This is a genomic window from Singulisphaera photorubra (assembly GCF_045290345.1).
In the GTDB taxonomy this organism is placed as follows: Bacteria; Planctomycetota; Planctomycetia; order Isosphaerales; family Isosphaeraceae; genus Singulisphaera.
Genome location: NZ_CP155447.1, coordinates 8,647,079 through 8,671,080 on the forward strand (window position 1 = coordinate 8,647,079; position 24,002 = coordinate 8,671,080).

At 62.4% G+C, this 24,002-nt stretch carries 18 protein-coding genes; 13 read left to right on the forward strand and 5 right to left on the reverse strand.

What is annotated here, in order from left to right; translation table 11 throughout:
• Nucleotides 1–40: 40 nt before the first annotated feature.
• The 4 genes from V5E97_RS32320 to V5E97_RS32335 form a co-directional block, all read right to left on the reverse strand.
• Nucleotides 41–1,207 carry a cysteine peptidase family C39 domain-containing protein gene (locus V5E97_RS32320; protein WP_406695661.1) on the reverse strand — a complete coding sequence of 389 codons (1,167 nt, stop codon included), beginning with the start codon at nt 1,205–1,207 and terminating at the stop codon, nt 41–43.
• 24 nt (nt 1,208–1,231) lie between these two features.
• Entirely contained in the window at nt 1,232–1,897 is a 666-nt protein-coding gene (locus V5E97_RS32325; RefSeq protein WP_406695662.1) for a DUF6931 family protein, read from the reverse strand.
• 88 nt (nt 1,898–1,985) lie between these two features.
• Nucleotides 1,986–5,111 (reverse strand): type VI secretion system Vgr family protein, encoded by a 3,126-nt coding sequence (locus tag V5E97_RS32330; RefSeq protein WP_406695663.1) that lies wholly within the window; start codon nt 5,109–5,111, stop codon nt 1,986–1,988.
• Nucleotides 5,112–5,292: 181 nt separating this feature from the next.
• The gene (locus tag V5E97_RS32335) at nt 5,293–6,096 is read right to left on the reverse strand and encodes a sulfotransferase family protein (protein ID WP_406695664.1); all 804 of its coding nucleotides are present in this window, start codon (nt 6,094–6,096) and stop codon (nt 5,293–5,295) included.
• An 806-nt stretch (nt 6,097–6,902) separates the two neighbouring features.
• Here V5E97_RS32335 and tssB point away from each other — a divergent pair.
• The 11 genes from tssB (at nt 6,903) to V5E97_RS32390 (ending at nt 20,490) form a co-directional block, all read left to right on the forward strand.
• Nucleotides 6,903–7,448 carry a type VI secretion system contractile sheath small subunit gene (gene tssB, locus V5E97_RS32340; protein WP_406695665.1) on the forward strand — a complete coding sequence of 182 codons (546 nt, stop codon included), beginning with the start codon at nt 6,903–6,905 and terminating at the stop codon, nt 7,446–7,448.
• Nucleotides 7,445–8,935 (forward strand): type VI secretion system contractile sheath large subunit, encoded by a 1,491-nt coding sequence (gene tssC, locus V5E97_RS32345; protein WP_406695666.1) that lies wholly within the window; start codon nt 7,445–7,447, stop codon nt 8,933–8,935. The genes tssB and tssC overlap by 4 nt, the downstream gene beginning before the upstream one ends.
• Before the next feature lie 236 nt (nt 8,936–9,171).
• Nucleotides 9,172–9,669 (forward strand): Hcp family type VI secretion system effector, encoded by a 498-nt coding sequence (locus tag V5E97_RS32350; protein ID WP_074313760.1) that lies wholly within the window; start codon nt 9,172–9,174, stop codon nt 9,667–9,669.
• Between the two features lie 101 nt (nt 9,670–9,770).
• Nucleotides 9,771–10,607 (forward strand): type VI secretion system accessory protein TagJ, encoded by an 837-nt coding sequence (locus V5E97_RS32355; RefSeq protein ID WP_406695667.1) that lies wholly within the window; start codon nt 9,771–9,773, stop codon nt 10,605–10,607.
• 81 nt (nt 10,608–10,688) lie between these two features.
• Nucleotides 10,689–11,174 carry a type VI secretion system baseplate subunit TssE gene (gene tssE / locus V5E97_RS32360; protein WP_406695668.1) on the forward strand — a complete coding sequence of 162 codons (486 nt, stop codon included), beginning with the start codon at nt 10,689–10,691 and terminating at the stop codon, nt 11,172–11,174.
• 7 nt (nt 11,175–11,181) lie between these two features.
• Nucleotides 11,182–13,038: a type VI secretion system baseplate subunit TssF gene (gene tssF, locus V5E97_RS32365; RefSeq protein WP_406695669.1), complete on the forward strand. Its 1,857-nt coding sequence runs from the start codon at nt 11,182–11,184 to the stop codon at nt 13,036–13,038.
• 15 nt (nt 13,039–13,053) lie between these two features.
• Nucleotides 13,054–14,181 carry a type VI secretion system baseplate subunit TssG gene (tssG, locus tag V5E97_RS32370; RefSeq protein WP_406695670.1) on the forward strand — a complete coding sequence of 376 codons (1,128 nt, stop codon included), beginning with the start codon at nt 13,054–13,056 and terminating at the stop codon, nt 14,179–14,181.
• Nucleotides 14,182–14,633: 452 nt separating this feature from the next.
• Nucleotides 14,634–16,301, forward strand: a complete 1,668-nt coding sequence (locus tag V5E97_RS32375; protein ID WP_406695671.1) for an N-acyl-D-amino-acid deacylase family protein — start codon at nt 14,634–14,636, stop codon at nt 16,299–16,301.
• 186 nt (nt 16,302–16,487) lie between these two features.
• The gene (locus tag V5E97_RS32380) at nt 16,488–17,192 is read left to right on the forward strand and encodes a DUF434 domain-containing protein (protein WP_406695673.1); all 705 of its coding nucleotides are present in this window, start codon (nt 16,488–16,490) and stop codon (nt 17,190–17,192) included.
• Nucleotides 17,193–17,405: 213 nt separating this feature from the next.
• On the forward strand, nt 17,406–17,786 hold the full coding sequence (locus tag V5E97_RS32385) for a hypothetical protein (RefSeq protein WP_406695674.1): 381 nt from the start codon (nt 17,406–17,408) through the stop codon (nt 17,784–17,786).
• Between the two features lie 142 nt (nt 17,787–17,928).
• Nucleotides 17,929–20,490 (forward strand): SulP family inorganic anion transporter, encoded by a 2,562-nt coding sequence (locus tag V5E97_RS32390; protein WP_406695675.1) that lies wholly within the window; start codon nt 17,929–17,931, stop codon nt 20,488–20,490.
• 41 nt (nt 20,491–20,531) lie between these two features.
• Here the strand turns inward: V5E97_RS32390 and V5E97_RS32395 are convergent, their stop codons facing one another.
• Entirely contained in the window at nt 20,532–20,852 is a 321-nt protein-coding gene (locus V5E97_RS32395; protein WP_406695676.1) for a hypothetical protein, read from the reverse strand.
• Between the two features lie 900 nt (nt 20,853–21,752).
• Here V5E97_RS32395 and V5E97_RS32400 point away from each other — a divergent pair.
• Together V5E97_RS32400 and V5E97_RS32405 are read left to right on the forward strand one after the other, a co-directional pair.
• Nucleotides 21,753–22,382, forward strand: coding sequence for a sigma-70 family RNA polymerase sigma factor (locus V5E97_RS32400; RefSeq protein ID WP_406695677.1), 630 nt, complete (start codon nt 21,753–21,755; stop codon nt 22,380–22,382).
• An 830-nt stretch (nt 22,383–23,212) separates the two neighbouring features.
• Nucleotides 23,213–23,965 carry an SDR family NAD(P)-dependent oxidoreductase gene (locus tag V5E97_RS32405; RefSeq protein ID WP_406695678.1) on the forward strand — a complete coding sequence of 251 codons (753 nt, stop codon included), beginning with the start codon at nt 23,213–23,215 and terminating at the stop codon, nt 23,963–23,965.
• Nucleotides 23,966–24,002 lie beyond the last annotated feature (37 nt).

Consider the following 24,002-nt stretch of genomic DNA (forward strand, 5'->3'; position numbering starts at 1 on the left):
AATTCACTTCCCATAAAGGTAAGGTTCCCGGAGCAGGTTGTCAGGCCCCGGGGTCGAAATTGATCAGTGATCCCTGGGTATTGGAAGGTCCCGACGGGAGCTGATCCACGCGTGTGCCGAACTCCTCGAGGAGTTTGTCACGCAGCTTCGCGCCGAGGTGGGGATCCTCAGCTTCCTGGCGGGGCTGAGGCCGCGCTGCCTTGGCCGCCTTCTTGGCCGCGAGTATGGCAAGGGCTTCATCCTTTGCCTTGGTGGCCTCCTCGAGCCGTTTCGCGGCCTTCGCGTGCTGCTCTTCGATTCGCTTACTGCGCTCCTGGCTTTGCTCCTGGAATCGTTCCAACGAGTCGCCGAGTTTGTCGGTTGCGAGCTTCATACTCTCCTGGAGTTTTCCGAGGACGTCTCGAACCGAGGCTTCGGAAGAGACATTCTGCAACTTCGCAACCTTCCGCTGATAGTCCGACATCGCCGCGTTCAACGTGTGGAACGGGTCGCCGTTTGACATGGGGAATCTCTCCAGGGCGAATGAGGGATCGTCATCGGAGCCGGATCCGTCGAGTCGGCTGAGCGGGTGGCCGCAACCGGGACAGGCAACCTGCTCCCAGAGTCGCGCGGGACAATCGGGCGAGACACATCCGAGCACGGTGGTCGGGTGTAGCCGGACCACTTCCCGACAGACTCGACAGGGCCAGGTCTCGGGGATCGATTCCCCGCAATCGGAGCAGGCAGACGCTCCCGAAGGGGAGTTGGTGATCGCAACTAACTCATTGGGAACCGCCTGGTGGTTGCCGTAGGCCGCGCCCCAGAGTTCGAGCCACTCGGTTTTCCGAAAGGTCAGCGAGGGTCCGAATTGGGGGTCGTGCAGGACGATCCCGTCCTCGTCGGCGTGGGCCAGGATCGAGAAGTGGCGCTGTTGGGACCCTCGGGACAGCGGTTGATGAAAGACCACGCGAATTCCAAGCCGGGAGCAGGTCGAGAGCAGTTCCCAGGGGAGTCGCGCCTGCACCGCGATGGCTGCGTACCCGCGCTGCTGTGCCTCCCAGGCGAGTCGTGACGAATGCACGCCCGAGCGATCGATCCGGTTCGGCTTCAAGATCGCCCACAGTTCCGCTTCCGAGAGTTCCAGGCCGAACGACGCATAGACCATGCGAAGGGACGCGGCGCCGCAGGTCCATCGGGTCTCCTGTTTTCGGTAAGGAATGGGGGGCATCGGTGGCGGCATCATAAGCGGCGATCAATCCCAGCGGTTGTGGCCATAGGCAACGTCGAGCCCGAGAGTGATCGACCGACGGAGCCGGTCGGACGACTTCGCTGCAAGGAGGACGCTGGCCGCGGCCATCCTCGCGGCGAGGGTCGGGTTGGGGGGAGTATTTCCGGTGCTCGGTGGCTCGACTTGGCCCAGGGCAAATGCCGCTGCTCGCGCCACGGCACCGGCAGGGGTACGAGTGCCGGCCGGCTCGACCGAACGGCCCGCGGCCTGTCGATTGGCCTCGGTCGGTTCGAGGACCCAGCGGACCGCCGCTCCTAACGCCTGCCGATGCTCGACCGGCATTGCCTCCAACGCGTCGGCTTCCACCGCCCGGGCGCAGAGACAGGCCCACCAGACCGCCTCGCGGTTCAGCAACGCATGGGCCATATAACGGATTGCGTCGGCGTACAAGCGATTCTCGACCAAAATGGTCAGAAACTGCCCGGGCTTCATTCCGGCGGTCAGCAGCTTCCTCGCTCTCATGCCCATGCGGACATTCTTGCAGATTTCCTCCGCGGTCCGCTCGGGGACCGTTGTCGGCGGAGCCCCCCCCGCAATGGGCCTGGGTTTGGCCTGCTCCGTCGGTTCCGGGTCCGGTTCTGGGCCCGATCGATCGACTCCATTCTCTGGTTCCATTCGCTCGCGTCCCACCCGCAAGACTCCTCGGGGCTCAATTGGTTTGAATCGCGGTTCGATGACTTAACGCCCCGCTGGACGACTTCGGTGAATGGACTGAGCCTCAGGTAATCGTGATCGCCGCCCCCGTGATGCCGACCTCGGTGTCGCCCGTGACATCCACCATCGGCCCGCTGATCACGATGCCTTCGGCCGTGATCTCGATGGCGGAGGCGCCGCAGGAAATCGTAATCCCCTCGGCCGTGATCGCGAGCACACTCTCGGCCACAGTGAGCGTGATCGCCTCGGCCGTGACCGAGATCGTGCTCTCGGCCGCTGAGGTCGTTACTCCCACGGGGTCGACCTTCACCGAAGACTCTTCACTTTCGACGGTGATCATCAGAGCCGAAGAGGCGGTAATTCCTTCGGGTGCCATCTCGATGCAGTTGGGCTCTTGCGTGATGCCAGACTGGAGAGTGAGAGTCCCGTCCGCCCCGCAATCGGCCGTGACCGAGCCGATTTCCGCCTCGGTCTCGACTCTCAGCCAGGCCATCGCCCCCCCTTGAACGACGCTCATGCCCGAGCCGCAGACGAGAACAATGCCGTCGATTTCCTCATTTCCGAGGGCCTGGATCGTGATCAGCGACGGCCCGTCGTTGGTTGGCTCCAGGGCACTGACCAGACAGATGCTAGGCGCGTTCAAGCTGTAGAGGACATCGGCGGTCTCGACGTGACAGCCCGAGATATCAACGGCCGCTCCCTCGTCGCCCGTGGCTCTGACGCGAGCCCTGAATTCGCGAAACTGTTCATTGGTGATCGACTGGCTGAGCCGCAGTCTGTTTGCTAGATAAGTCGTTCCAGTATCCAGTGACGTGACCTGGGTCGTGAGCTGTTTCAACTCGGCCACGGTTGCGAACTCCCGCGTTACGCTGTTCGCTAACGCCTCGGCATAAATCCAGGCGCCGAGGATCAAATCATTGACCACCCAGACGCCGGCGAGTTCTCCCCACTGTTGGTCAGAACTCATGCTGGGCGCGGCGGCGGCCAAGAAGATTTCGCCGATGTTGAAGGCCGAGTAGAGACTTGCGAAGACCGCGGCGATGATGCCCGAAGCGGTTGAGTTGCTCGGGGTGACACAGAAGGGGGCCGTTCCTCTCCGAACCTCGAACTTGGGTCCGTACTGGATCGCAACGTTGCCGCCCAGGATCACATCAATGTTGGCGGCCTGCGCCGCGGTGCTGAAGCCTTGAACCAACGAGCCGAGGCCGCTCGTCAGACCCTCCGCGACGACCGTGGATGGAGCAATGGAGAGCAGCGCGAGCGGGTTGATCTTGGTCGAGGAAATCTGGCCCACCAGGTTCCAGGAGTAGAGGCCGAGCGTGCTGTTCCGGTGCCAGCCGACGGTCAGGTCGAGATTCATCGCGGGTGTCGTACCGATGGTCGGCTGCCAGTCGGTATCCATCTCCTGCCCGCCCCCCCCCGCGCCACTTGATCCCGAGCTCGGCCAGGCCGCGTGGTTGACCCCCGGTATCACGCTCCCCACCTGCCGTGAGTGAAACGATCCGACGTGCTCGTGCTTCTGGCTGGCGACGTTTACGTACATACTCCCCTCGGTGCTGTGGGACATGTCCCGCTCCGAGTGGATGTGGACGAATTCGCCGCCCTGGGTGTCCTCGAACCGGATGCCCGAGAAGTTCGGCTGCGAGGCCCCGGACCCGACGGTCCGGGTCTTGAAGCCGGACTGCGTCTTCTGATCGGGCAGCGGGAACGGCGGCATTTGAACTGCGTTATAGACGCTGCCGAGGATCATCGGCTCGTCAGGGTCCCCCTCAAGGAACCCGACCACCACCTCCTGGCCGATCCGGGGGAGTGTGATCGCCCCCCAATTCGAGCCTGCCCACGGCTGGGCGACCCGGATCCAGCACGAGCTGTCGGCGTTGAACTGCCCTTGGCGGTCCCAACGGAACTGGACTTTCACCCGGCCGTACTTGTCACAGAAGATCGGATCATCACCTGACGGGCCGACGACGACGGCCGTCTGCGGTCCTTCGACCCGAGGCTTCGGGGTCGTCCGTGCCGGCCGGAAGGGCAAGTCGAACGGGATGCACTGAAAGGTATTGTGATATAACAAGCTCGCCGGGGAACCGGTGGTGTAGGAGCCCTCGAGACTCGCCTCGTGCTTGACCTCGGTCAATACGTAGGGGCCATCACCGTTTCGATGGCCCTGGAGCGTGAACTTCGCCCCGGCGGAGAACTGGCGGCATCCCCCCTGCCCCTCGATCCGAAGGCCCGCTGCCGCTTCCTCCTGCATGCGGATCCCGACGGTTCGCGTCCCGTCATCGAAGATTTTCGACAGGTCGGCCTGTTGTTCGTTGCCCCCCGCGCCGATCCCATCGAATCGTCCTGCAAACCCACCGGGATACTCGTAGATTTCCAACTGGTCGTTGTTGCCGACTTGCAGGGAGTGTTCCACCGCGCCCGCCGTGGCCGAGGCAGCGGTCTGCCGCGTCGACTTCAGCGGTTTGTCGGGCATCTCGAAGCAGAAATCCCATAAGGTGGACTTGCCCGAGCGAATTTCCTGTGACTTGGTCCAGGCCGTGACCCGCTCGTCCTTCCTGGTTCCTCCGACGATCCGCTCGTAGACCACCCGTGACGGCGAGTCCACTTCGGGATGAGCCTGGGGCGTGTTCGCCAGGATCATTTGGTGACCACTGGAGGAGTGCTCGAAGTAGTAGAAGATCCCTTCGTCCTCCATCAGGCGGGAGGCGAAGGCAAGGTCGGATTCCCCATATTGTGCGCAGTAGTCACGTGGCGCGAACTGTCCTTGAATTCGATTCGCCACGTCCAGCCCTGACAGGACCTTCATCAAGATGTCGGGCACGGTCATTTGCTGGAAGTTTCGCGACTGCACGTTCCGTGACAGGAGCCAGAGTTTGGGGACCATGACGGCCTGGTATCGGACGAACGTCGGTTCCCCTTTGGGACCCGGGACGATTTCGCCCTCACTGAACCGGCTGATGATTCCGTTGAAGTAACGGGTCGCGCCGTTGGGACGCTGGAGCGAGACCGTGACCGACTGACCGAGCACCTTCTTGAACGCGATGTCGGTCTCGTCTTCCGCGAGCAAGTCGAGCTCGAATTGGAAGGGGGCGGAGAGCCGCTCGTGTCCCCGAAACTTTTCCAGCAAAAGCGCATCCGAGCCAAGCGGAGTCTGCACTTTCAGCACGTCGGGCTGGGTGGGTCGGGACATCGACGTTTCCTTACTCGACCGGCCGTTCGGTTGGACTGGATGCGAACGGCCCCGGGTGGTGGAACGAGTACCGCCGACGAGAAGCATCGCACCGCTCATTCAGGCTGAACTGTGCCAGAAATGGTCAGTGCTCGCAAGCGGCTCTGCGCGGTTGAGGCAACGGTGGAACGTCCCAACGCCGTCACCAGAATCGGACGTTGGCATAGAGGGTCGCGGCTTCGCCGAGGACCCTCGGCCACTGGGGGGCTGTTGGTTCGACCCTGGCGCGGATGCGATGAAGGTCGGCGAAGCCGTAGACCCGGTCGTCCTCATGGGTCACCTGCAACACGTTCTCGAAGTCGTGAGTGAACGGCTCTTCACCAAGGAACTCGTAGATTTGAGCCATTGTCGTTTCGGGACTGGCCGTCAATGACTCGTACGGTACGAAAAGAAGGCGGTCCCGAAAACCGCGGAGCAGAGCGTCGCGGATCCGGTTGCAGGCCAAGCCCAACGGCTGATCGCCCCGCGCCCAGACCGCGCAGCGGCCTTCGATGCTCTGGAACTCGACGTAAAACTGGGATTCTTGAGGGACCTGTCGCGTCGCCGACGCCGTTCGCCAGAGCCGCTCGAAGCTGGCCAGGATCTCCCGGACGTCGCGGACCGGCACCAGGACCCGTGCCCTTGTCCCCAGGATGGCTTCGGCCAACTCGAGGTGGGCGAGCCAGCTCCGTGACTTGTCGAAGACCAATGGGCGTGGATCGTCGGCGTAATAAGAGTCGAGGATTCCTCGGAGGACCCGGCGCTTCGCCGCCTCACACGCGTCGCGGTCGATCATGGCCTGGAACTGAGCGAGTTGGTCCCAGTGGTTCCGCACGCCGAAGATGACGTCCAGAATGCCGCTCGTTGCCGAGGCGTGGAATCGCGGATTCTGCGCCAGGATGTTCGCCAGGAGCGTCGAGCCGCTCCGGGGCAGCCCTGACAAGAAACAGTATTGTTTGTGAATCATTGTCTGTTACGTCTGCGAATCATCACGCGGCCAGGGAGCGGCCCCGAGGTCGTGAGTCGACCGTGCCATTCTCAGGGGCCGAGTGACGCCCGTCAACTCATCGGGAGGGCTGAGTCCAGAGCTCGGGGTTGGCCCTACGGTTTCGGTCTGAAGGTTTTCCACGGCCGGGTCGTGAGCTTACCCAAAGCGCACCGCATTCCAGGAAAAGGTCGCGGGCCGAATTGCCCCGTTTGGAAATGGGATCGGGCAGTGAGTCGAATGATATCGTCGGTGATCATAGAGAAATTGCGGGCGTATTGGCAAGCTCCGATCATGTTTAGTGATCTTTAGAAGCAAGGCAAGGTGACGAAATTGTTTTAATCGGAATAATTGGGTCTTCACGAAAGGCCATGGAGGTTCCTCCATTTTGTTTCGAGGCGTGTTTACGGGGCGAAACTTATCTCTTACAGTCTAGTGGATCAGGCATTTGCCGATCTGGTTGGGAGCCAACAACATTCAAATCTGGGTGCTATCCTTAAAAGTCTGGTCCTCGATTCGCAGTCTTTTGGGTAGGGGGATGGTCATTGTCGTCCAGTGGCGGGGGTAGGAACCAAGGCGTTGGGTCTCGATTTCGGGGTGCAGCGTCGGTAGCCACTCTCACAATCTGATTCCGCTCCTGGAATCGTTGGACCGTTGCCATGCTATTCCGTGGGTTAAGGGCTGATTCGGCCGATTCGCCAAACCACAAATCCATCGGCGATGCTGGGTAATTGCCGCTCGTTCGATGCGTCCGGGGCGCGACCGGTGGTCTCTAACTGAGGATGACGATGTCAAGCGAAAGCCTACAGCACAAACTGGATCGGGTGCGCCGTCCACGCGTCCAGATTACCTACGACGTGGAAACCGGCGGTGCGATGCAAAAGATCGAGCTGCCGTTCATCGTCGGCGTGCTCGCCGACCTGTCCGGACAGCCCAAGGATGCACCCAAACCGCTCAAGGAGCGAAAGGTCGTCGCGATCGACCGGGACAATTTCGATAATGTCCTGGCCAAGGCGGCACCCCGGCTGGCGCTTCGGGTTCCCGACCGGTTGAGCGACTCGGGCAACAAAATCGCCGTCGAGCTCAATTTCAAGAGCTTTGAGGACTTCGAGCCGGCTCGGGTCGTCGAGCAGGTGGAGCCGATGCGGAAGATGCTCGAGATGCGCAATCAGCTCACCCAGCTTCTCAGCAAGATGGAAGGCAACGACAAGCTTGAGCAGTTGCTCATGGAAGTGTTAAGCAATACCGACGCCGCCAAAGAATTGGCCAAGCAGATGGGCGGCGAGCTGCCGGCCTCAGCCGAGCCTGCCACTGAAACGGAGCCAACGAAATGAGCAGCGCCGAGGAGCAAGTGCAGCCTGCCGCCGCGACGACCGAGACCGCGGCCGAAGCCGGACCGAGTCTGCTGGATCAGGTGATCGCGGCCACCCGGCCCCAGAGCGGAGTCGAGGCGGACCGTGCGAAAGACTACTTTCGCCAGTTCCTCGACCATGTCGTCGAGCCGGGTCAGGTCGTCTCCAAGGATGTTGAAACCAACATCAAGAGTTGGATCGGCGCGATCGATCAGAAGCTTTCGTCCCAATTGAACGAAGTCCTCCATACTCCCGAGTTCCAGCGGCTCGAGGCCACCTGGCGGGGACTTCACTACCTGGTCCACCAGTCTGAGACCGGCGAGAGTCTCAAGATCCGTGTCTTGAATGTCTCCAAGCGAGATTTGTTCAAGGACCTGGAAAAGGCCGTCGAGTTCGACCAGAGCGCACTCTTCAAGAAGATCTATGAAGAGGAATACGGCCAGCTGGGCGGCGAACCCTACGGCATGCTGGTGGGCGACTACGAGTTCGGCCGTGGCCCGGAAGATGTCGGCTTGTTACGCATGGTCTCGAATGTGGCCGCCGCTGCACATGCTCCGTTCGTCGCCGCCGCCGCCCCCAGCCTGTTCAACATGGAGCAATTCACGGAACTGGCGACTCCTCGCGACCTCGCGAAGATCTTTGATGGGGTGGAATACGCGTCCTGGAAGAGCTTTCGCGAGTCCGATGACTCGCGCTACGTGGCCTTGACCTTGCCGCACGTCCTGTCGCGGCTCCCCTACGGCGACCAGTTCACGAAGGTCGATGAATTCAATTTCGAGGAGTTCGTCGACGGCAAGGATCACAGCAAATATCTCTGGATGAACGCCGCCTGGGCGTACGCGGCCCGAGTGACCGACTCGTTCGCCAAGTACGGCTGGTTCGCGCGGACCCGGGGCGTCGAAGGGGGGGGCAAGGTCGAAGGGCTACCGGTCCATACCTTCCCGACCGACGATGGCGATGTCGCCATGAAGTGCCCGACCGAGATTGCCATCTCCGACCGCCGCGAGTTCGAGCTCTCGAACCTTGGCTTCCTCCCCCTGCTCCACGATAAGGGACGCGACTTCGCCGTGTTCATGGGAGCGCAGTCGACTCAGAAGCCCAAGACGTACTTTGACCCGGCGGCCAATGCCAACGCTGAGCTGTCGGCAAAATTCAACCTGCTGCTCTGCACGTCGCGATTCGCCCACTACCTCAAGGTCATGGCACGCGACAAGATCGGCTCGTTCATGGAGTTGTCCGACGCCTCGAAGTGGCTCAACGACTGGATCAACAACTATGTCGTCAACCCGCAAGGGGCGGGCGACGAGACCAAGGCGAAACGGCCGCTCTCCGAGGCGCATATCGAGGTCCGTGAGGTCAAGGGCAAGCCGGGTTGGTTCGAGGCGATCGCCTACCTTCGCCCCCACTATCAGCTCGAAACCCTGACCGCCTCGCTCCGCCTGGTCGCCGAGGTTCCCAAGAAAGGCTGATACAGCCTGAGAGCTGATGCGGTCGGAGGAGCGGAAGAGGGCCGACACCGGTCGGTCCTCAGTTCGCCGACCGATTCCGCTCCATTGGCCTCGCGAAGGGATTTTCGATCCCGGGGCGATTTTCGAGCGTATCAACGCCAGGTTTGGGGTTCCGATAGATTTGGCCGTGGAATCCGCGTGATGAGTGTGGTCACATGCGGACCGTCTCGATCCTCTAGCTTCGGGAGTTTTTCAGCATGGCCTTCGATTGCTATCTCCAATTCAAAGGGAGCAACGCGCCGACCGGTGAGTCGACCGATTCCACTTATAGCAAGTGGATCGCCCTCAACTCGTTCTCGTTCGGGGCGAGCAATCCGAGCGACATCGGTTCGGCGACACCGGGTAGCGGTGCGGGAAAGGTTCAACTCTCCTCTTTCCAGGTCGAGAAAAAGGCCGATAACTCTTCGCCCGACCTCTTTCTCGCCTGCTGTCAGGGGAGCCATTTCGACACCGCGACGGTCGTGATGCGAAAGGCCGGCGGCGGTCAGAACGTGTATTTGCAATATGATTTCAAGGAAGTCTATATCGATACGGTCCAGGCCCAAGGGGCGACCGCGACCGACGACCGGCCGTCCGAGATCGTGACCTTCTCGTTCTCTCAGGTGAAAATCACCTACACCCCTCAGGAAACGGGGGGGAGCAAGGGGACGCCGAACGTGAAGGGCTGGGACGTGACAACGAATAAGAACGTCTGATCGATGACCGTGATGAAGACTCTCGTGTGCCTTCCGGCTGGGCGATCCGATCGCCCACGGAAGGCCGAGGGTTCCGTCCTCCAGCGCCAAGGCCAATGCTCATGAGCGCCGATGAACTGTTCAAAGCGGGTCGACTTCGCGAGGCGATCGAGGCCCAGACCCTCGAGGTCAAGGCTCATCCCGCCGAGACCGCAAAACGCCTCTTCCTATTCGAACTCCTCGCCTTTGAGGGGGATCTCGGCCGTGCGCGGAAGCAGGTCGACGCCTTACATTTCGATCAGCCCGAGTTGCAGGCGGCCGTCCTCACATACCAGGGCCTACTGGACGCCGAAACTCGCCGGCGCGAACTGTTTGAGGCAGGTTCGCCACCACCGAAGTTTCTGACCGACCCCCCGGCCCATGTCCTCCTCCGGCTCGAGGCGGTTGCTCGGCTCCAGGCCGGCGACTCGGCTGCCGCCGCCGTTCTGCTGGCAAAGGCGAACGCCGACGTCCCTTCGTTCCGAGGCTCCCTCAACGGACAGCCCTTCGAACTCCTCCGCGATGTCGATGACCTGTTCGGCACTGTGATCGAGGTCATGGCCCGCGGCAGCTATTTCTGGGTCCCGCTCGAGCAGGTCGAGCGCTTGACGATGGGAGCACCCCGCTTCCCCCGTGACTTGCTCTGGATCCCCGCACGGCTCGAGCTTGCCGCCGCGTCCGGAGATGTATTCGTCTCGGCGCTCTATCCTTCCACTCATACCGATTCTGACGAGCTCGTTCAGCTCGGTCGGAAGACCGATTGGCGCGGCGATGAGGAAGCGCCCACTCTTGGTTACGGCCTGCGCACCTTTCTCATGGGCGACGACCCGATCGGGATCTTGGAATGGCGCGAGCTGATCGTCGAGACTGAAACTGAGACCGAGGGCGAGCCGGGGCCGGTGACCCAGCCCGAGGGATGATCGTGCTCTGAGCGGTCAACCAGGGAGCGGCCCTTTTCGTCTCGAAATCAGTGTATGCTTGGAATGAATGGGAGGTCGTTCTTGTCCCCAGTCGATCCCCATCGCGGCCTCGTCCCGTCGATTCTTGACCGACTGATACCTCAAGGGTCGCACTCGAACGTACCGACCCGATGGGATGGCGCGAACGTCGACCAGATGATCGAGGCGGTTCGTCGCGACCTCGAGGCCCTCCTCAACACAAGGCAGTCCCAAGGCGATCTGCCCAAATGCTACGAGGAGTTGACCCATTCGGTGTTCACGTTCGGGATTCCTGATGTAGTGATCCTCTCCACCATGGCCCTGGAACGGGACGGCGAGATGGGGCCAGTCATCGCCGAACTGATCGAGCGGTTCGAGCCTCGGCTGCGTGACGTCCAGGTCATACTGGCGGACAAGGATCCACTCGGCCGGGAGATCCGCTTTCATATCGAAGGGCGGTTACGCGTTGAGCCATACCCTGAGCTCGGGTTTGAGACCGTGCTGGAGCTGACGACCGGCCGGGCCCTGATTACGCCAAGCGAGGGATGATTCCACGATGAGCAAGACGCTCTATGCGTATTACGAACGGGAATTGCGATTCATTCGCCGGCTGGCGCAGGATTTCGCCCAGCAGTATCCGGCCGCCGCGGGGCGCCTTTTGCTGGAGCCGAATCGAAGCGCTGATCCGCATGTCGAGCGGATGATCGAGTCGTTCGCCCTGCTGGCGGGTCGCGTGCATCAGAAACTCGATGATGAGTTTCCGGAACTGACCGACGCGTTACTCAACACGCTCTATCCCCACTACCTTGCGCCGATCCCTTCGATGGCGATCGTTCAGTTTGAGCTCGATGCCAGTCGCGCGCGCTTGCCCGGTGGATTCACGATCGACAAAGGGAACCAACTCGTCACTCAGCCCGTGGGGGAGATCCCGTGCAAGTTCCGCACGGCCTACCCCGTGACGCTCTGGCCGGTTCGCTTGACCGAAGCTCGGCTCTCTCCACCACCCTTTCCTGCCGGTCTAGAGACCCCGCCCAAGGCCGCGGCCGCTCTGCGACTCCGGCTCGATTGCCTGGCCGGTTTACGGTTCGCCGACTTATCACTCGACCGGCTCCGGTTCTACCTGGATGGTGATGGCCCGACCACCGCCGCGCTCTACGAAGCCATCTTCAACCACACGATTCGGGTCGTCATTCGCCCGGCCACGCCTGATCCGCGATGGCCACCACTGACGCTCTCCCCCGACGAATGCCTGGGGCAGGTTGGGTTCGACCGCGATGAGGGGATGCTGCCCTACCCCAACCAGTCGTTCCTCGGCTACCGCCTGCTGACCGAGTTCTTTGCCTTCCCGAGCAAGTTCTACTTTTTCGACCTGACCGGTCTGGCGGCGTTGTCCACGGCATCTTATCCCGACAAGATCGAGGTGATTCTGTACCTGGACCGGACGTCGCCGACGCTGGAACAAGGAGTCAATCTCGACACGTTCCGCCTGGGCTGCACGCCGATCGTTAACTTATTTGAACAGACGGCCGAGCCAATCGCCCTGACGCAGGCGCAGTTCCAGTACCGCGTCGTCCCCGACGTGGCCCATCCGCTTGGCCTGGAAGTCCATTCGGTCAACGCTGTCCGGAGCACCGACCCGGTCGCTCGGACGACCACCGACTATCAACCTTTCTACTCGTTTCGCCACGCGCCTGAACGCCGCGACAATCAAGCCTTTTGGTATGCAAGTCGCGAGCCTTCGCTCCGTGAAGATGACGTGGGAACCGAGATCTACCTCAACCTGGTCGATCTTGGGTTCAACCCGAATTTACCTGCCGATTCGACGCTGGTTGTGTGGACCACGTGTACGAACCGTGACTTGCCGACGCGGCTGGAACACCTGGGCGACCGGTTGGCCCTCTGGCTCGTCACGGCCGCGCCGATCACGGGCGTCCGCTGCCTGCGGTCACCCACCCGGCCGATCCGGCCGCCGCTTCGGCGAGGCGCCCACTGGCGGCTGATCTCACACCTCAACTTGAACTACCTCTCGCTGGCCGACTCGGAAGAGGGGCTCGCCGCGCTCCAAGAAATCCTCCGGCTCTACGACTTCTCCGACCCTGAAGAGAGCGGACCCACAGCCTCGATCAATCGGCAACTGATCGAAGGCCTGACCTCCCTCCGCAGCCGTCGCGCGGTCGCTCGCTCGAGTGACCAGGACGAGGTGGGAATTTGCCGGGGCACGGAAATCACGATCGAATTTGATGAGGAGAAATACGTCGGCACCGGCGTCTATCTCTTCGCGTCCGTGCTCGAGCGATTCCTCGGTCTCTATTGTTCGATCAACTCGTTCACCCGGCTCGTCGCCACGACGAAGCAGGACGGGCGACCATTCAAGACCTGGCCCGCACGGGCGGGCTATCATGTGATCGTCTAGTATTTGGATGAAAGCATGAGCGATCTATTGCCAAAAAACCTCGCGCAACAGCTTTTCGAAGCGCCTTACGGGTTCGACTTTTTTCAGACCGTGCGCCTGCTCAACCGGCTCAACTCGTCGAGGGTGCCGGTCGGACTCTGGGGACCACCCGAGTCCGAGTCGGTCCGGTTTCGAGCCCACGTCTCGCTGAGTTTTCCTCCGAGCGCGATCGTCGACCTCGCGCTTCCCGGTCCGGGGTCGCGTGTTCCCGTACTGACCCAGGCCTTCTTTGGTCTGACCGGGCCGACCGGAGTTCTGCCCAGGCATTACACCGAGTTGCTGCTCCGGCTCGAGTCCTCAAAAGAGCCCGAGCGAGCGGCTCTGCGCGAGTGGCTCGATCTGTTTACCCACCGGCTTCTCTCCTTGTTCCATCGCGCCTGGGAGAAATACCGATTTCCGGTGACGTACGAACGCCGCGACTGGGGGAGTGGCGACTTCGACACCTTTAGCCAATCCTTGTTCAGCCTGGTCGGTCTCGGGACGCCCTCGGTTCGCAGCCGCCTTGTCGTCTCCACGGTGGCAACGATCGAAGGGACGAAAACGGAAGCGGCCTTGGCCCGCGTCGATGACCTCTCCTTGATCTACTACGCGGGAATTCTCGCCCACCGACCGCGGAACGCCATCGGTCTTGAGGCGCTCGTCGGAGATTACTTCGCACTCACCGCACGCGTCTCTCAGCATGTCGGGCAATGGCTGCTCCTCGAGCCTGACGATCGGACTCAGATCGGAGCCGACGCCACGCACAATCTGCTGGGTGCCGGCGCCGTGCTGGGTGACCGAGTCTGGGATGTGCAAAGTAAGATTTGTATTCATCTCGGTCCCCTCAGTTATACCCAGTTCGTCGAATTTCTCCCGGACCGCGCCCCTGTGGCGGAGCGCAAGGCCATCTTTCTGCTCGCCCAACTGGTGCGGCTCTACGTCGGCCAGGATCTTGATTTCGATGTTCGACTCATTCTTCGCGGCAACGAAGTTCCCGACTGCCTCCTGGAGGAGACTCAGGACATCGGTCCTCGACTTGGCTGGAACACCTGGCTTCGTAGCGAACCGGTGACCCACGACTGTGACGCTGTTTTCGAGGGGCATGAAGTCTTCCAACTCTCTTGATCTGGGCGAGCGTCTCGAGGAAGTCCGCTAGCCAGGGTGTTGGAGCAAGGTCGGGATCGTCCCCGTTCGGATCTCGAGCAGCAGGAGAAGTCCGCCGTCTCGGAGTCGATAGGGGCGAAGAAATCTTCCCGCATCTTCGCCGAGCACCCGGCCCACCGATCTGCGGGAGGCCGGTTTGGACCAGGCGGCGGTGGTGGAGAGCCCATCGACTCATTCCGCGGTGCGATCCAACTTGCTGACTGAGTACCGCGCTCGACCTCAGACGCGAGGCTGTCCTTCGTTGCGATCCGATCGGCCTACAGTTGTGGCCAGGATGCGGCCTCGGCTCAGCGCATCCGTGTGGCCGGACGGTTGCCGTCGGAGAGGGTTGGGATTATCCTCGGACCTCGATGGGCCGGGACCCGGGTCGCGTCGGCGCGGGGAAGGCTCGGCCGACGAACCGAGATGCCTCCATGATCCGACTTCCCTTCCGATCTGCCCTGTTCCTTTGCCTGGCCATGGCCATGGCCGCGCTTGCCCGAGGCGCTGACGACCCGCCCTATGACCTGATCCTGGCGGGCGGCCGGGTGGTGGACGGGACCGGCAACGCCTGGTTCCTGGGCGATGTCGCGATCCGGGGCGACACGATCGCGCGGATCACGCCCACCGGCCGGCTCGGAGACGCTCCGACCAAAAAACGGGTCGACGCTTCGGGGCTGGTGATCGCCCCTGGGTTCATTGATATCCAGGGCCACTCCCGCGAGGAACTGCTCTCCGGCGATGGTCGCCTGATCGGCAAGGTGACGCAGGGCGTGACCACCGAGATTCTGGGCGAGGGGGACTCCAACGCCCCGTCGCGGAAGAATTCCAAATTCGACGGACCCCGTGGATTCGACGCCTGGCTCCGCGCCATGGAAGCCCACGGCGGGTCGGTCAACTTCGGATCGTTCGTCGGCTCGGCCACGATTCGAAGCTACGCCAAGGGGATGACGCCAGGCGCTCCCTCCGTTGAGGAGCTGGAACTGATGAAGCGGCTGGTCCGCGACGCCATGAAGGACGGCGCCTTCGGCCTGGCCTCGGCCCTGATCTACCCGCCCGACAGCTTCGTCTCGACCGAGGATCTGATCGAACTCTCCCGCGCCATGGCCCCGTACGGTGGCGTCTACATTACTCATATGCGGTCCGAGGCCGACCGCCTCCTGGAAGGGATCGATGAGGCGATCCGGATCGGTCGCGAGGGGGGCGTTCCGGTCGAAATCTATCACCTCAAGGCCGCGGGCAAGCGGAACTGGGAGAAGGCCGCCGCGGCCATCGCCCGGATCGCCGACGCTCGCGCTCGGGGCCAGGACGTGAGCGCGGACATGTACCCATATGATGCAGCCGGGACCGGCCTGACCGCCTGCCTCCCTCCCTGGGCCTCGGCCGACGGCAAACTGTTCGCGAACCTTGCCGATCCCCAGATCAGGGCCAAGATCCGCGAGGAGATTCTCCATCCGACGTCGGACTGGGAGAACCTGGCCGAACTCTCGACGCCCGAAGGCGTGATGGTCCTCGGCCTGAATAAGCCCGAGCACAAAAAGTACGTTGGCAAACGCCTGTCCGAGATCGCCAAGGATCAGAACAAGGATTGGGTCGACACCGCCATCGACCTGATCCTGACCGAGCGTCAGCGGGTCAGCACGATCTATTTCATGATGTCCGAGGCCAATGTGAAGCTTCAGCTTCAGCAGCCCTGGATCAAGTTCGGCACAGACGCGTCGGGCCATAACCCCGCCAAGGCGAAAGGTCTGACTCATCCCCGTTCCTACGGCACATTCCCGCGCATCCTCGGCAAGTACGTCCGCGACGAGTCGGTGATCCCCCTGGAAGATGCCATCCGCAAGATGACCTCCGCCGTCGCTGCCCGTCTCTCGATCCCCGACCGTGGATTGCTCCGCGAAGGCTTCCGGGCCGATGTCGTCGTTTTCGACCCCGCCACCATCGCTGACCGCGCCACCTTCGAGCAGCCACACCAGAACTCCATCGGCATCCGCTTCGTGTACGTCAACGGCGTCCTCGTTGTCGAAGACGGCAAGCACACAGGCGCCAAGCCCGGTCGCGCCGTCCGCGGCCCTGGCTACACAGCAACGCCAAGTCCGTGATTCCAGCCAGGTCGGGTGGGGTGCTCCTGGTCTCGCCCCCAAGTCATCCAGACGGGGATGAAGGAAGGCGTGACCGGGAGCTCCAATCGTCTTGCGGAGTCTCTGTGAACGATGGGATGAGGCTCGACTACGGGCGGTTGAGGGAGGAGAACAGGGACTCTCCGGCGGCCGGCGAGGAGGGGAACCGTGCCCGACACGCGCAAGCACCGTGGTTCCGGACCTGAGGACGGGGTCTGGTTCAGCCGTGAGGCCCGGCCTGCTCTCACGGCGGCCGTGGCCGACCTGTCGTGGCTGCTCTCTCGAGGATATGCCTTGCCGTCAGCATTGAAGCTGGTCGGCGACCGCCATCGCCTGGTGGAGCGGCAACGGACGGCCGTTTTCCGCTCCGCCTGCTCCGACGAGGCCCTGGCCCGTCGACGGGCGAGCCGGCTCGATCTCGGTGCGCTTCGGGGTCGGCCGCTTCGAGTCGACGGGTTCAACCTGGTGCTCACTCTGGAGTCGGCCCTCGGGGGCGGGATCGTTCTGGGCGGCCGTGATGGCTGCTTCCGCGATCTGGCCGGCGTGCACGGGACGTATCGACGTGTGGAGGAGACGCGGCCGGCTCTCAGGCTCGCGGCGCGGTGGCTGGCGGAGTGGGGCGTCGGCCCGTGCACCTGGCTGCTCGACGCTCCGGTTTCTAATAGCGGCCGACTCGCCGCAATGATCCGCGAGGAGCACGCCGGGTGGTCCGCCGAGGTCGTACCCGACCCCGACGCTCTCCTCACCACCCCTGGCGACCCGGTTGTGACTGCCGATGCCGCCATTCTTGACCGTTGTGAGGCCTGGGTTAACCTGGCCCGTGCCCTCGTGGAGGCGGGGGTGCCGACGGCGTTTGTCGTCGACCTCGGGTGAGGCCAGGCCTCAGGTTCTCGGGATCGAGCCACCCGGTTCGAGGAAGTCGTGGCTGCCTCGCGAGAGGGACCGGCCGCAGCGGTCGTTTTGAATGAGCTGGACCGGCGGATGGCTCCATCGGATGGCATATCCACGAGCGGTTTCTGTCTGTATGATATGCCGTAGAAAGCGATGCAACTTGCCATGTGGCCATGCCCCGGACGGGGTGCCGCAATGAAATCCCGCACCTTCCACTTCCCGGTCGTACTCTTTCTGATTGCCGGCCTGTTCGCTCAAGTTGGCCTGCTCAGGGTGTCCCGCTCGGCCTTTGCGCCCCTCGGCTCATTTCCCGCCCCAGTCTCCTCGGATGCCGATCCGGTCGATGACACGCCCCCCGAAGAGGAAGACGATCGCGGCGAAGAAACGACGCGGGACGAGCTCAACTTCGGCGGGTCTTCATCGCCCAGCTTCCGCCGCGGTCTGATTGGTCCTTTGAGTTTCCCGAGGGGCGCGACGCTCCCCGCGATGCATGTCTCTCGGCTCGTTCCGTGCGCCGGCCATTTCCTCGCCGTCGGCCGCGAGCTCCGGTACTGGATCCAGTCGCCGCTCTGCTGAGCCGACACTCCCCACTCGCGCCAAAAACGACAGTGACAGGGGCCAATGACCGTGGCGGTCTCGTCGGACGAGACGGCTCAGGTAAGTGATGGCGTGTCATTGGGCGGCCGTGCCTGGTTTTCGAAGGGGGGGGGGGACTGCGATGGCGGAAGACGAACTTCGCACGGGATCTGCCAGCCCGTCAACCAGGTCCGGGCCTCGCCCGGACGCAGGGTATTGGCTCGACCCAGGCGCTCAACTCGCTTACCTCTGGGGCGAGTGGCGATTGATGTTCCGGCCCGGGACTGTGGTGGCCGATGCGCTGGCGGGGATATCGGTCGCCCTGGTGGCTATGCCGCTCTCGCTGGCGATCGCCAGGGCCTCGGGTGTGGGGCCGGTGGTCGGCCTGATCACGGCGATCGTCGGGGGCATCGTCGTAGCGCTCTTCGGCGGCTGCCGGCTCCAGATTTCGGGCCCGGCCGCGGCCATGACGTTCCTGGTCTCGGAGATCGTGGCGAAATACGGTGTATCGGGGCTGGTGGCGTCAACTCTGATCGCCGCGATTCTCCAGCTCTTGGCCGGGGCGTTGCGGCTCGGCCGGCTCATGCAATTGATCCCTCGGCCGGTGATCGCCGGCTTCCTTTCCGGCATTGGCCTGACGATTCTCTGCACCCAGTTGCCCGTGATCCTTGGCTATGAGGTTTCCCACACCGAGGAGGGGGGGGCGCTGGCCTTGCTCTGGGAGACGGTGCGGCAGGTCCACCGAGCCGAGCCCATGTCGATCGTAGTCGGCCTGGCCGCGGCCGGAGCGATGCTCGGCCTGCCCAGGGGCTCGCGGAGGTTGCCTACCCCCTTGATCGCGGTCGTCGTTGCGACCGTGCTACCGATTGTGTTTGGCTGGACTCGAGTGGCGCTGCTGGGTGAATTGCCCACGCAGATCCCGTGGCCGAGCCTGCGGCCGGTGCCTTGGGGGTTGTGGAATGAGCTGGTGATTGCCGCCCTGGCGATCTTTCTGCTGGCCTCACTGGAGTCGCTGCTCTCGGCCTCGGTGGTCGATTCCCTGGCCAAGGGGATTCGCACGGACCATGACCAGGAGCTGATCGGCCAGGGCCTGGGTAACCTGGCCTCGGCCTTGTTCGGCGGTCTCCCGGTGACTGGGGTGATCGCCCGATCGGCGACGAACATCCAGGCGGGGGCACGGACCCGGCTGGCGGCGATTCTCCACGCATTGATCTTACTGGCCATGATGTTTGCGCTGGCCCCGTTCGTGGCCCGGATCCCACTGGCGGCCCTGGCCGGGGTGCTGATGGCAGTGGCGCTGCGGATGATCGAGTTCCGGATGCTTCGGGCTCTCTGGCGTGGTAGCCGGGCCGAGGCGGCCGTGTTTCTGACCACGGCCGGGACGATTCTCATGACCGACCTGATTGTCGGAGTCCCGGTGGGAATGCTCGCTGCCTTCCTCTACGTCGTCTACCAGATGTCTCAGCTCAATGTCCGGTCGGTCCCGCTGTCCGAGGTGACCCCGGGCGCACCGGATGACGACGCCGGGCACTGCCAGGCCGTCCGGCTGATCCGGGTCGAAGGGCCGCTCTTCTTCGCCTCCGGTTTCCACTTACGAAACGCCATGAGCCGTGTAAATGGTGATCGCTGCGTGGTGCTCGACCTGGATCAGGTGCACTTCCTTGATGTGACCGGTGCCGAGATGCTCGAGGAGGCCGTCGGATTGCTCCGCCGCCGAGGCGCCGAGGTCCTGTTGGCCAGACCGACGGACTCGGTCACTACGCGGCTGCGAGGCCTGGACCACGTGCAGTTCCCTGCCTTGCGGGACTGCCCCACCTACGCTTTTCTGCGGGACGCAATGCTCCACGCCGCCGCCGAGATCAGGCCGGAGAACCTCTGTCAGGCCTGCCAGGCCGAGGGCCGGTGTGCTGCCCTCGAGCACGCTCTGGAGGGAATCGGGGCGCTCGACCGGACGCCCGTACCCAAGGTCCGCGCGGTCATTTCCCGGAGCCAGGGCACGACCGTTGCGGCCGAGGATCCCGCTCGCGAGCGACGAGGGCGGGTGTCGCCCCTGGGCACGCTCAGGTCCGAGTCGACCGGGTTGGGGGCGGCGACCTCATGGAACTGTCGGATGGCCCTCCCTACGATCGCCGCCTCGGGGTTCGTCGATCCCCGGGCCACGGTCATCGGCGATGTCAGTGTGGGTGAGCATGTCTCAATTGGGCCAGACACGTCGGTGCGTGCCGACGAGGGGACGCCGTTCTATATCGGATCCGACACGAACATTCAAGATGGCGTGACTCTGCACGGTTTGCCGGGCAAGCTCATCCTGGTCGAGGGGCGAGCTTACTCTGTTTATATTGGCCGGGGTGTTTGCCTGACCCACCACGCGTTGATCCATGGCCCCTGCTACATCGGTGACCGTTGCTTCATTGGTTTCAAAGCGATGGTGCACGACGCGGTCATCGGCGAAGGGTGCGTGATCGGCCTGGGCGCGGTGGTCATCGGGGTTAGCCTGCCGCCTGGCCGCTACGTCGGCCACAACGTCGTCGTCGAAAACCAGGACCAGGCTGATGCCCTGCCCGCCGTCGGAGTCGACTCGGAGCGGCTGCATGACGAAATAGGCGAGACGGACCCGGAATTCGCCACCGCGCTCCGAGAGTCCTCGTGGGCGACCGCCAATGGCCCGAAGCCTTCAACTGGCGGCAATATCGCGATTGGTTAGATTTGTTCGCTGCTGATTGGTTGCGGGCTTGAGGTGCGGTTCTACGGCTCCTGGTGCACCGCTTTGGTGTGCCCTGACAGCATCGGGCGGAAATCGCCTACAGTCTCCTGCCCCACCCCGAGGTCGAATCTCGAAGCGCAGGGCTGATCCGCAGCCGTTCCGAGGTTGACCATCATCGCGATCGTGGGCAGTAACCGGCTGAGTTGCTCGGCACGCTCCGGGTGCTCCCGGGTGTACCGTTCCAGGTCCGGGGACTCACCAGCCTGGAGCCGATCGGCCAGTTCCGCGGCCCATCGCGCCAGGATTGGGTCGCCCACTTCCGCCTCGTCCTCGTCGACATCCTTGTTGAATGGGATGTTCATGAGGTGTGTTCGCCGGACTCGTTGGTGATCCGGTCGCGCACTGAGATGAGAAGCATGTGGGCCGCGAAGGCAAAAGCCACTTGAATATTCCTACCTCCTTCGTGCCCGTCCCTGCCGTGAGAGGTAAGAGGGAGAACTTCGTCGGACCGATTCAAGACGGAGGGCGACGTCGCCCCTAATGGAAATCCCGCCTCAAGTGTTGAGGCTCACATCGATCTCCATCCGCGTTTGGCTGATCTCGGAATTCACCGAGGCTTTCTTGTGTGAGGGTAGCGGCGAGGATCTTGCCGTCGTACAAGATCGAAATCTCCAAGATGTCGATCAAGCGGAGGCCGTTGGACGACCGTAGCTCTTTTTAAACGGTACGGCAAGATCTCGTCTCAATCTTTTAATTGGCATCACGAGGCTTAACTGAGAGGCACGATAACTCGGCTTCCGCACTCGACATGGTGGGAGCGGCCAAGGTCTCGTATTACTTAATGGAACACTAAATTACGATTACTCAATTTGGGTTAATGATGTTCCGGTGGGTTCGCGTTGGCCGCCAAACAGTCGACGAGGTGAGACGACGAGGCTATGCTCGCCTGTGGTTACTCACCCATGAACTGAAGAAGGCTTCTTCCCGCTCAGGTCCACCTGGATGTCCCCTCTTTATTAAGTTCTGCAAGAATCGAAAAAAGGTAACGGAGAATCGCCTGAGATTGCGAAATATTGGTGATTCTCGACCGATCTAGGGTCTGTTTGGCGGAGGAAGAGGCTGGAACGTGAGTTGCAGGACTCCCGAGGGCAGCGCCCGATCGACTTCGAATCGATCGGGACGCAACTGTCACTAAATCTGTGACCTAATCTTCCTTTTCTTTTAGCCGCGGTCTTTTGAGTTGGGTCCAGAGGGGTTTTGCAATGGCGATCAATGACTCGGAAACTGAGTCTCTCCTTCGGCAAGCCGGCAAAGGCGATGCGGTGGCTGTGGGGCGGTTACTCGAGAAGTATCGGCCCAAGCTTAAGCAGATGGTTGCCGTTCGGCTCGACCGCCGCATCGCATCTCGACTCGATCCTTCCGATGTTGTTCAAGACGTTCTGACCGATGCCGGCATGAACCTTGAGGCCTATCTCAGTGCTCCCCCCCTTCCGTTCTATCCCTGGCTCCGTCGCTTCGCGCAGGAACGTGTCATCCAACTCCACCGGCACCATCTCTTTACGGACAAGCGGAGTTTATTTCGGGAGCAAGCGGGGGGCGGGTTTTTGCCGGATGAAACGATGGGTCAGCTTGCCGACGTGCTCGCCTCTAGCCAGAGTACTCCCAGCCAGCATGTCATTCGCGGTGAACTGTGTCAGCAGGTCCGAAAGGTGCTCGATGAACTCGCCGCTCGCGATCGCGAGGTACTGGTTTTGCGGTATCTCGAGGACCTTTCGTTCCCTGAGATCGCCTTGGCTGCCGGGCTCACTGAGGGAGCGGTGAAAATGCGACACCTCCGCGCCCTGGAACGAATTCGAGTCCTCCTCGGCTCCGTGGATGGGGCTTCAGGTTGATTCTGAGAGAACGACGCGTCGCCAGGCTCTCCTGAATTTGATGCGGTCGATCCCAGTCTTGCCGGGTGGGCCGCCGAGTTGCCGGACCGCCCCCGGCCGGTCGCCCCGGACGTACAGGCGAATCCTGCCCAGGCCCTTGTGCCCGATCGGATACGCGACACCGGTCCTCGAGAATCATCGCGCGTGGCAGGCCAAAGCTCAAGAGAATGGAGCCGCCGGGCCTCCTCGACCCCAACGCGGCTGGGTGGCAGTGCCGGCAGGCCACCTTCGGAATTCGCGCGATTTGAATCGCGGACGGCCGGTCGCCTCGCACGCATTCTTCTGACGCGAATTGAGATCCACCCTCCTCAGCCTTGCCGCCAGCAGACCTCCATCTCATGGTCACAGACGTCATCAAGATCGTTGACAAGCGGGCCGCCCGGCGCAGCTCGCCTTCTTGAATTGATACCTGAGAATGCCCCGGCTCCCTTGACCTGGATCGGCCTCGTTCCTACATTTCTTACCGAATGGTATAGAAATGGCGGTCAGGGATATGGCTGGGGAGAAGGCTGACGAGGTGGTTTGCCCCATTGCGTTGGCGGAGGCGACGGCTTTGGCACTTCAAACGGGTCGAGCTGGTGCCTTGACGGTTAAGACGGCCGTCGCCGAGTCCGGGCGAGCTTTCGGCCGGCTCGACGTGTTTGTGAGTAATGTAAGGGATCGCGGTGGTCCAACCGCTCGACGAATTCTCCCTGGAACACCTTGATCGGTAGCGCTGAGTGATCTGATTCGTTCGCGATCAAACCACGGAAATCAAGTTCTGAACGGGCACTCTTTTCCTGAGGATTACGATGTCGAAAAAGCTCGAAGGGCAAGTCGCCGTCGTCACAGGAGCTTCCAAAGGGATTGGCGCTTCGATTGCGAAGCAACTCGCCGAGGCGGGAGCGGCGGTCGTGGTCAACTACTCCTCCAGCAAGGAGGCTGCTGACAGCGTCGTGTCCGAGATTGTCAGTGCGGGCGGACAGGCGATTGCCGTGCGGGCGGACGTCTCAAAGCCGACGGAGATCGACCGGCTCTTTTCCGAGTCGAAGAAGGCGTACGGCCGGCTCGACATTCTGGTCAATAATGCTGGTATTTATGAGTTTTCGCCGCTGGATGGGATCACGGAGGAACACTTTCACAAGCAGTTCAACCTCAATGTCCTGGGCCTGATTTTCGCGACGAAGGCGGCCGTGGAGCACTTCGATGCGGCCGGTGGGAGCATCATCAATATCGGCTCTGTCGCTGGGGACTCGCCTCCACCGGGCGCCTCGGTATACAGCGCCACCAAGGCGGCCGTGGATGCCGTCACGAAATCGCTCGCCAGGGAGCTGGGAGCGAGAAACATCCGAGTGAACTCACTCAATCCCGGGATGGTGGAGACCGAAGGCGTGCATTCCGCCGGATTCATGGATACGGATTTACTTAAACAGGCGCTTGCGCGGACTCCACTCGGTCGCATCGGTCAGCCGAAAGACATCGCCATGATCGCCGTCTTCCTTGCCTCCGAGGACTCCGCGTGGCTCAACGGTGAGACTCTGTTCGCTTCGGGCGGATACTACTAAAAAACGACCCGCGACCGAGCGATAGAACCGAGGATTC

Bases quoted from the DNA above. Each gene is read 5' to 3' on its own strand.
- V5E97_RS32320 (WP_406695661.1), bottom strand. From the start codon at position 1,207: ATGCCCCCCATTCCTTACCGAAAACAGGAGACCCGATGGACCTGCGGC.
- V5E97_RS32330 (WP_406695663.1), bottom strand. From the start codon at position 5,111: ATGTCCCGACCCACCCAGCCCGACGTGCTGAAAGTGCAGACTCCGCTT.
- V5E97_RS32335 (WP_406695664.1), bottom strand. From the start codon at position 6,096: ATGATTCACAAACAATACTGTTTCTTGTCAGGGCTGCCCCGGAGCGGC.
- tssB (WP_406695665.1), top strand. From the start codon at position 6,903: ATGTCAAGCGAAAGCCTACAGCACAAACTGGATCGGGTGCGCCGTCCA.
- tssC (WP_406695666.1), top strand. From the start codon at position 7,445: ATGAGCAGCGCCGAGGAGCAAGTGCAGCCTGCCGCCGCGACGACCGAG.
- V5E97_RS32350 (WP_074313760.1), top strand. From the start codon at position 9,172: ATGGCCTTCGATTGCTATCTCCAATTCAAAGGGAGCAACGCGCCGACC.
- V5E97_RS32355 (WP_406695667.1), top strand. From the start codon at position 9,771: ATGAGCGCCGATGAACTGTTCAAAGCGGGTCGACTTCGCGAGGCGATC.
- tssF (WP_406695669.1), top strand. From the start codon at position 11,182: ATGAGCAAGACGCTCTATGCGTATTACGAACGGGAATTGCGATTCATT.
- tssG (WP_406695670.1), top strand. From the start codon at position 13,054: ATGAGCGATCTATTGCCAAAAAACCTCGCGCAACAGCTTTTCGAAGCG.
- V5E97_RS32375 (WP_406695671.1), top strand. From the start codon at position 14,634: ATGATCCGACTTCCCTTCCGATCTGCCCTGTTCCTTTGCCTGGCCATG.
- V5E97_RS32385 (WP_406695674.1), top strand. From the start codon at position 17,406: ATGAAATCCCGCACCTTCCACTTCCCGGTCGTACTCTTTCTGATTGCC.
- V5E97_RS32390 (WP_406695675.1), top strand. From the start codon at position 17,929: ATGGCGGAAGACGAACTTCGCACGGGATCTGCCAGCCCGTCAACCAGG.
- V5E97_RS32395 (WP_406695676.1), bottom strand. From the start codon at position 20,852: ATGAACATCCCATTCAACAAGGATGTCGACGAGGACGAGGCGGAAGTG.
- V5E97_RS32400 (WP_406695677.1), top strand. From the start codon at position 21,753: ATGGCGATCAATGACTCGGAAACTGAGTCTCTCCTTCGGCAAGCCGGC.
- V5E97_RS32405 (WP_406695678.1), top strand. From the start codon at position 23,213: ATGTCGAAAAAGCTCGAAGGGCAAGTCGCCGTCGTCACAGGAGCTTCC.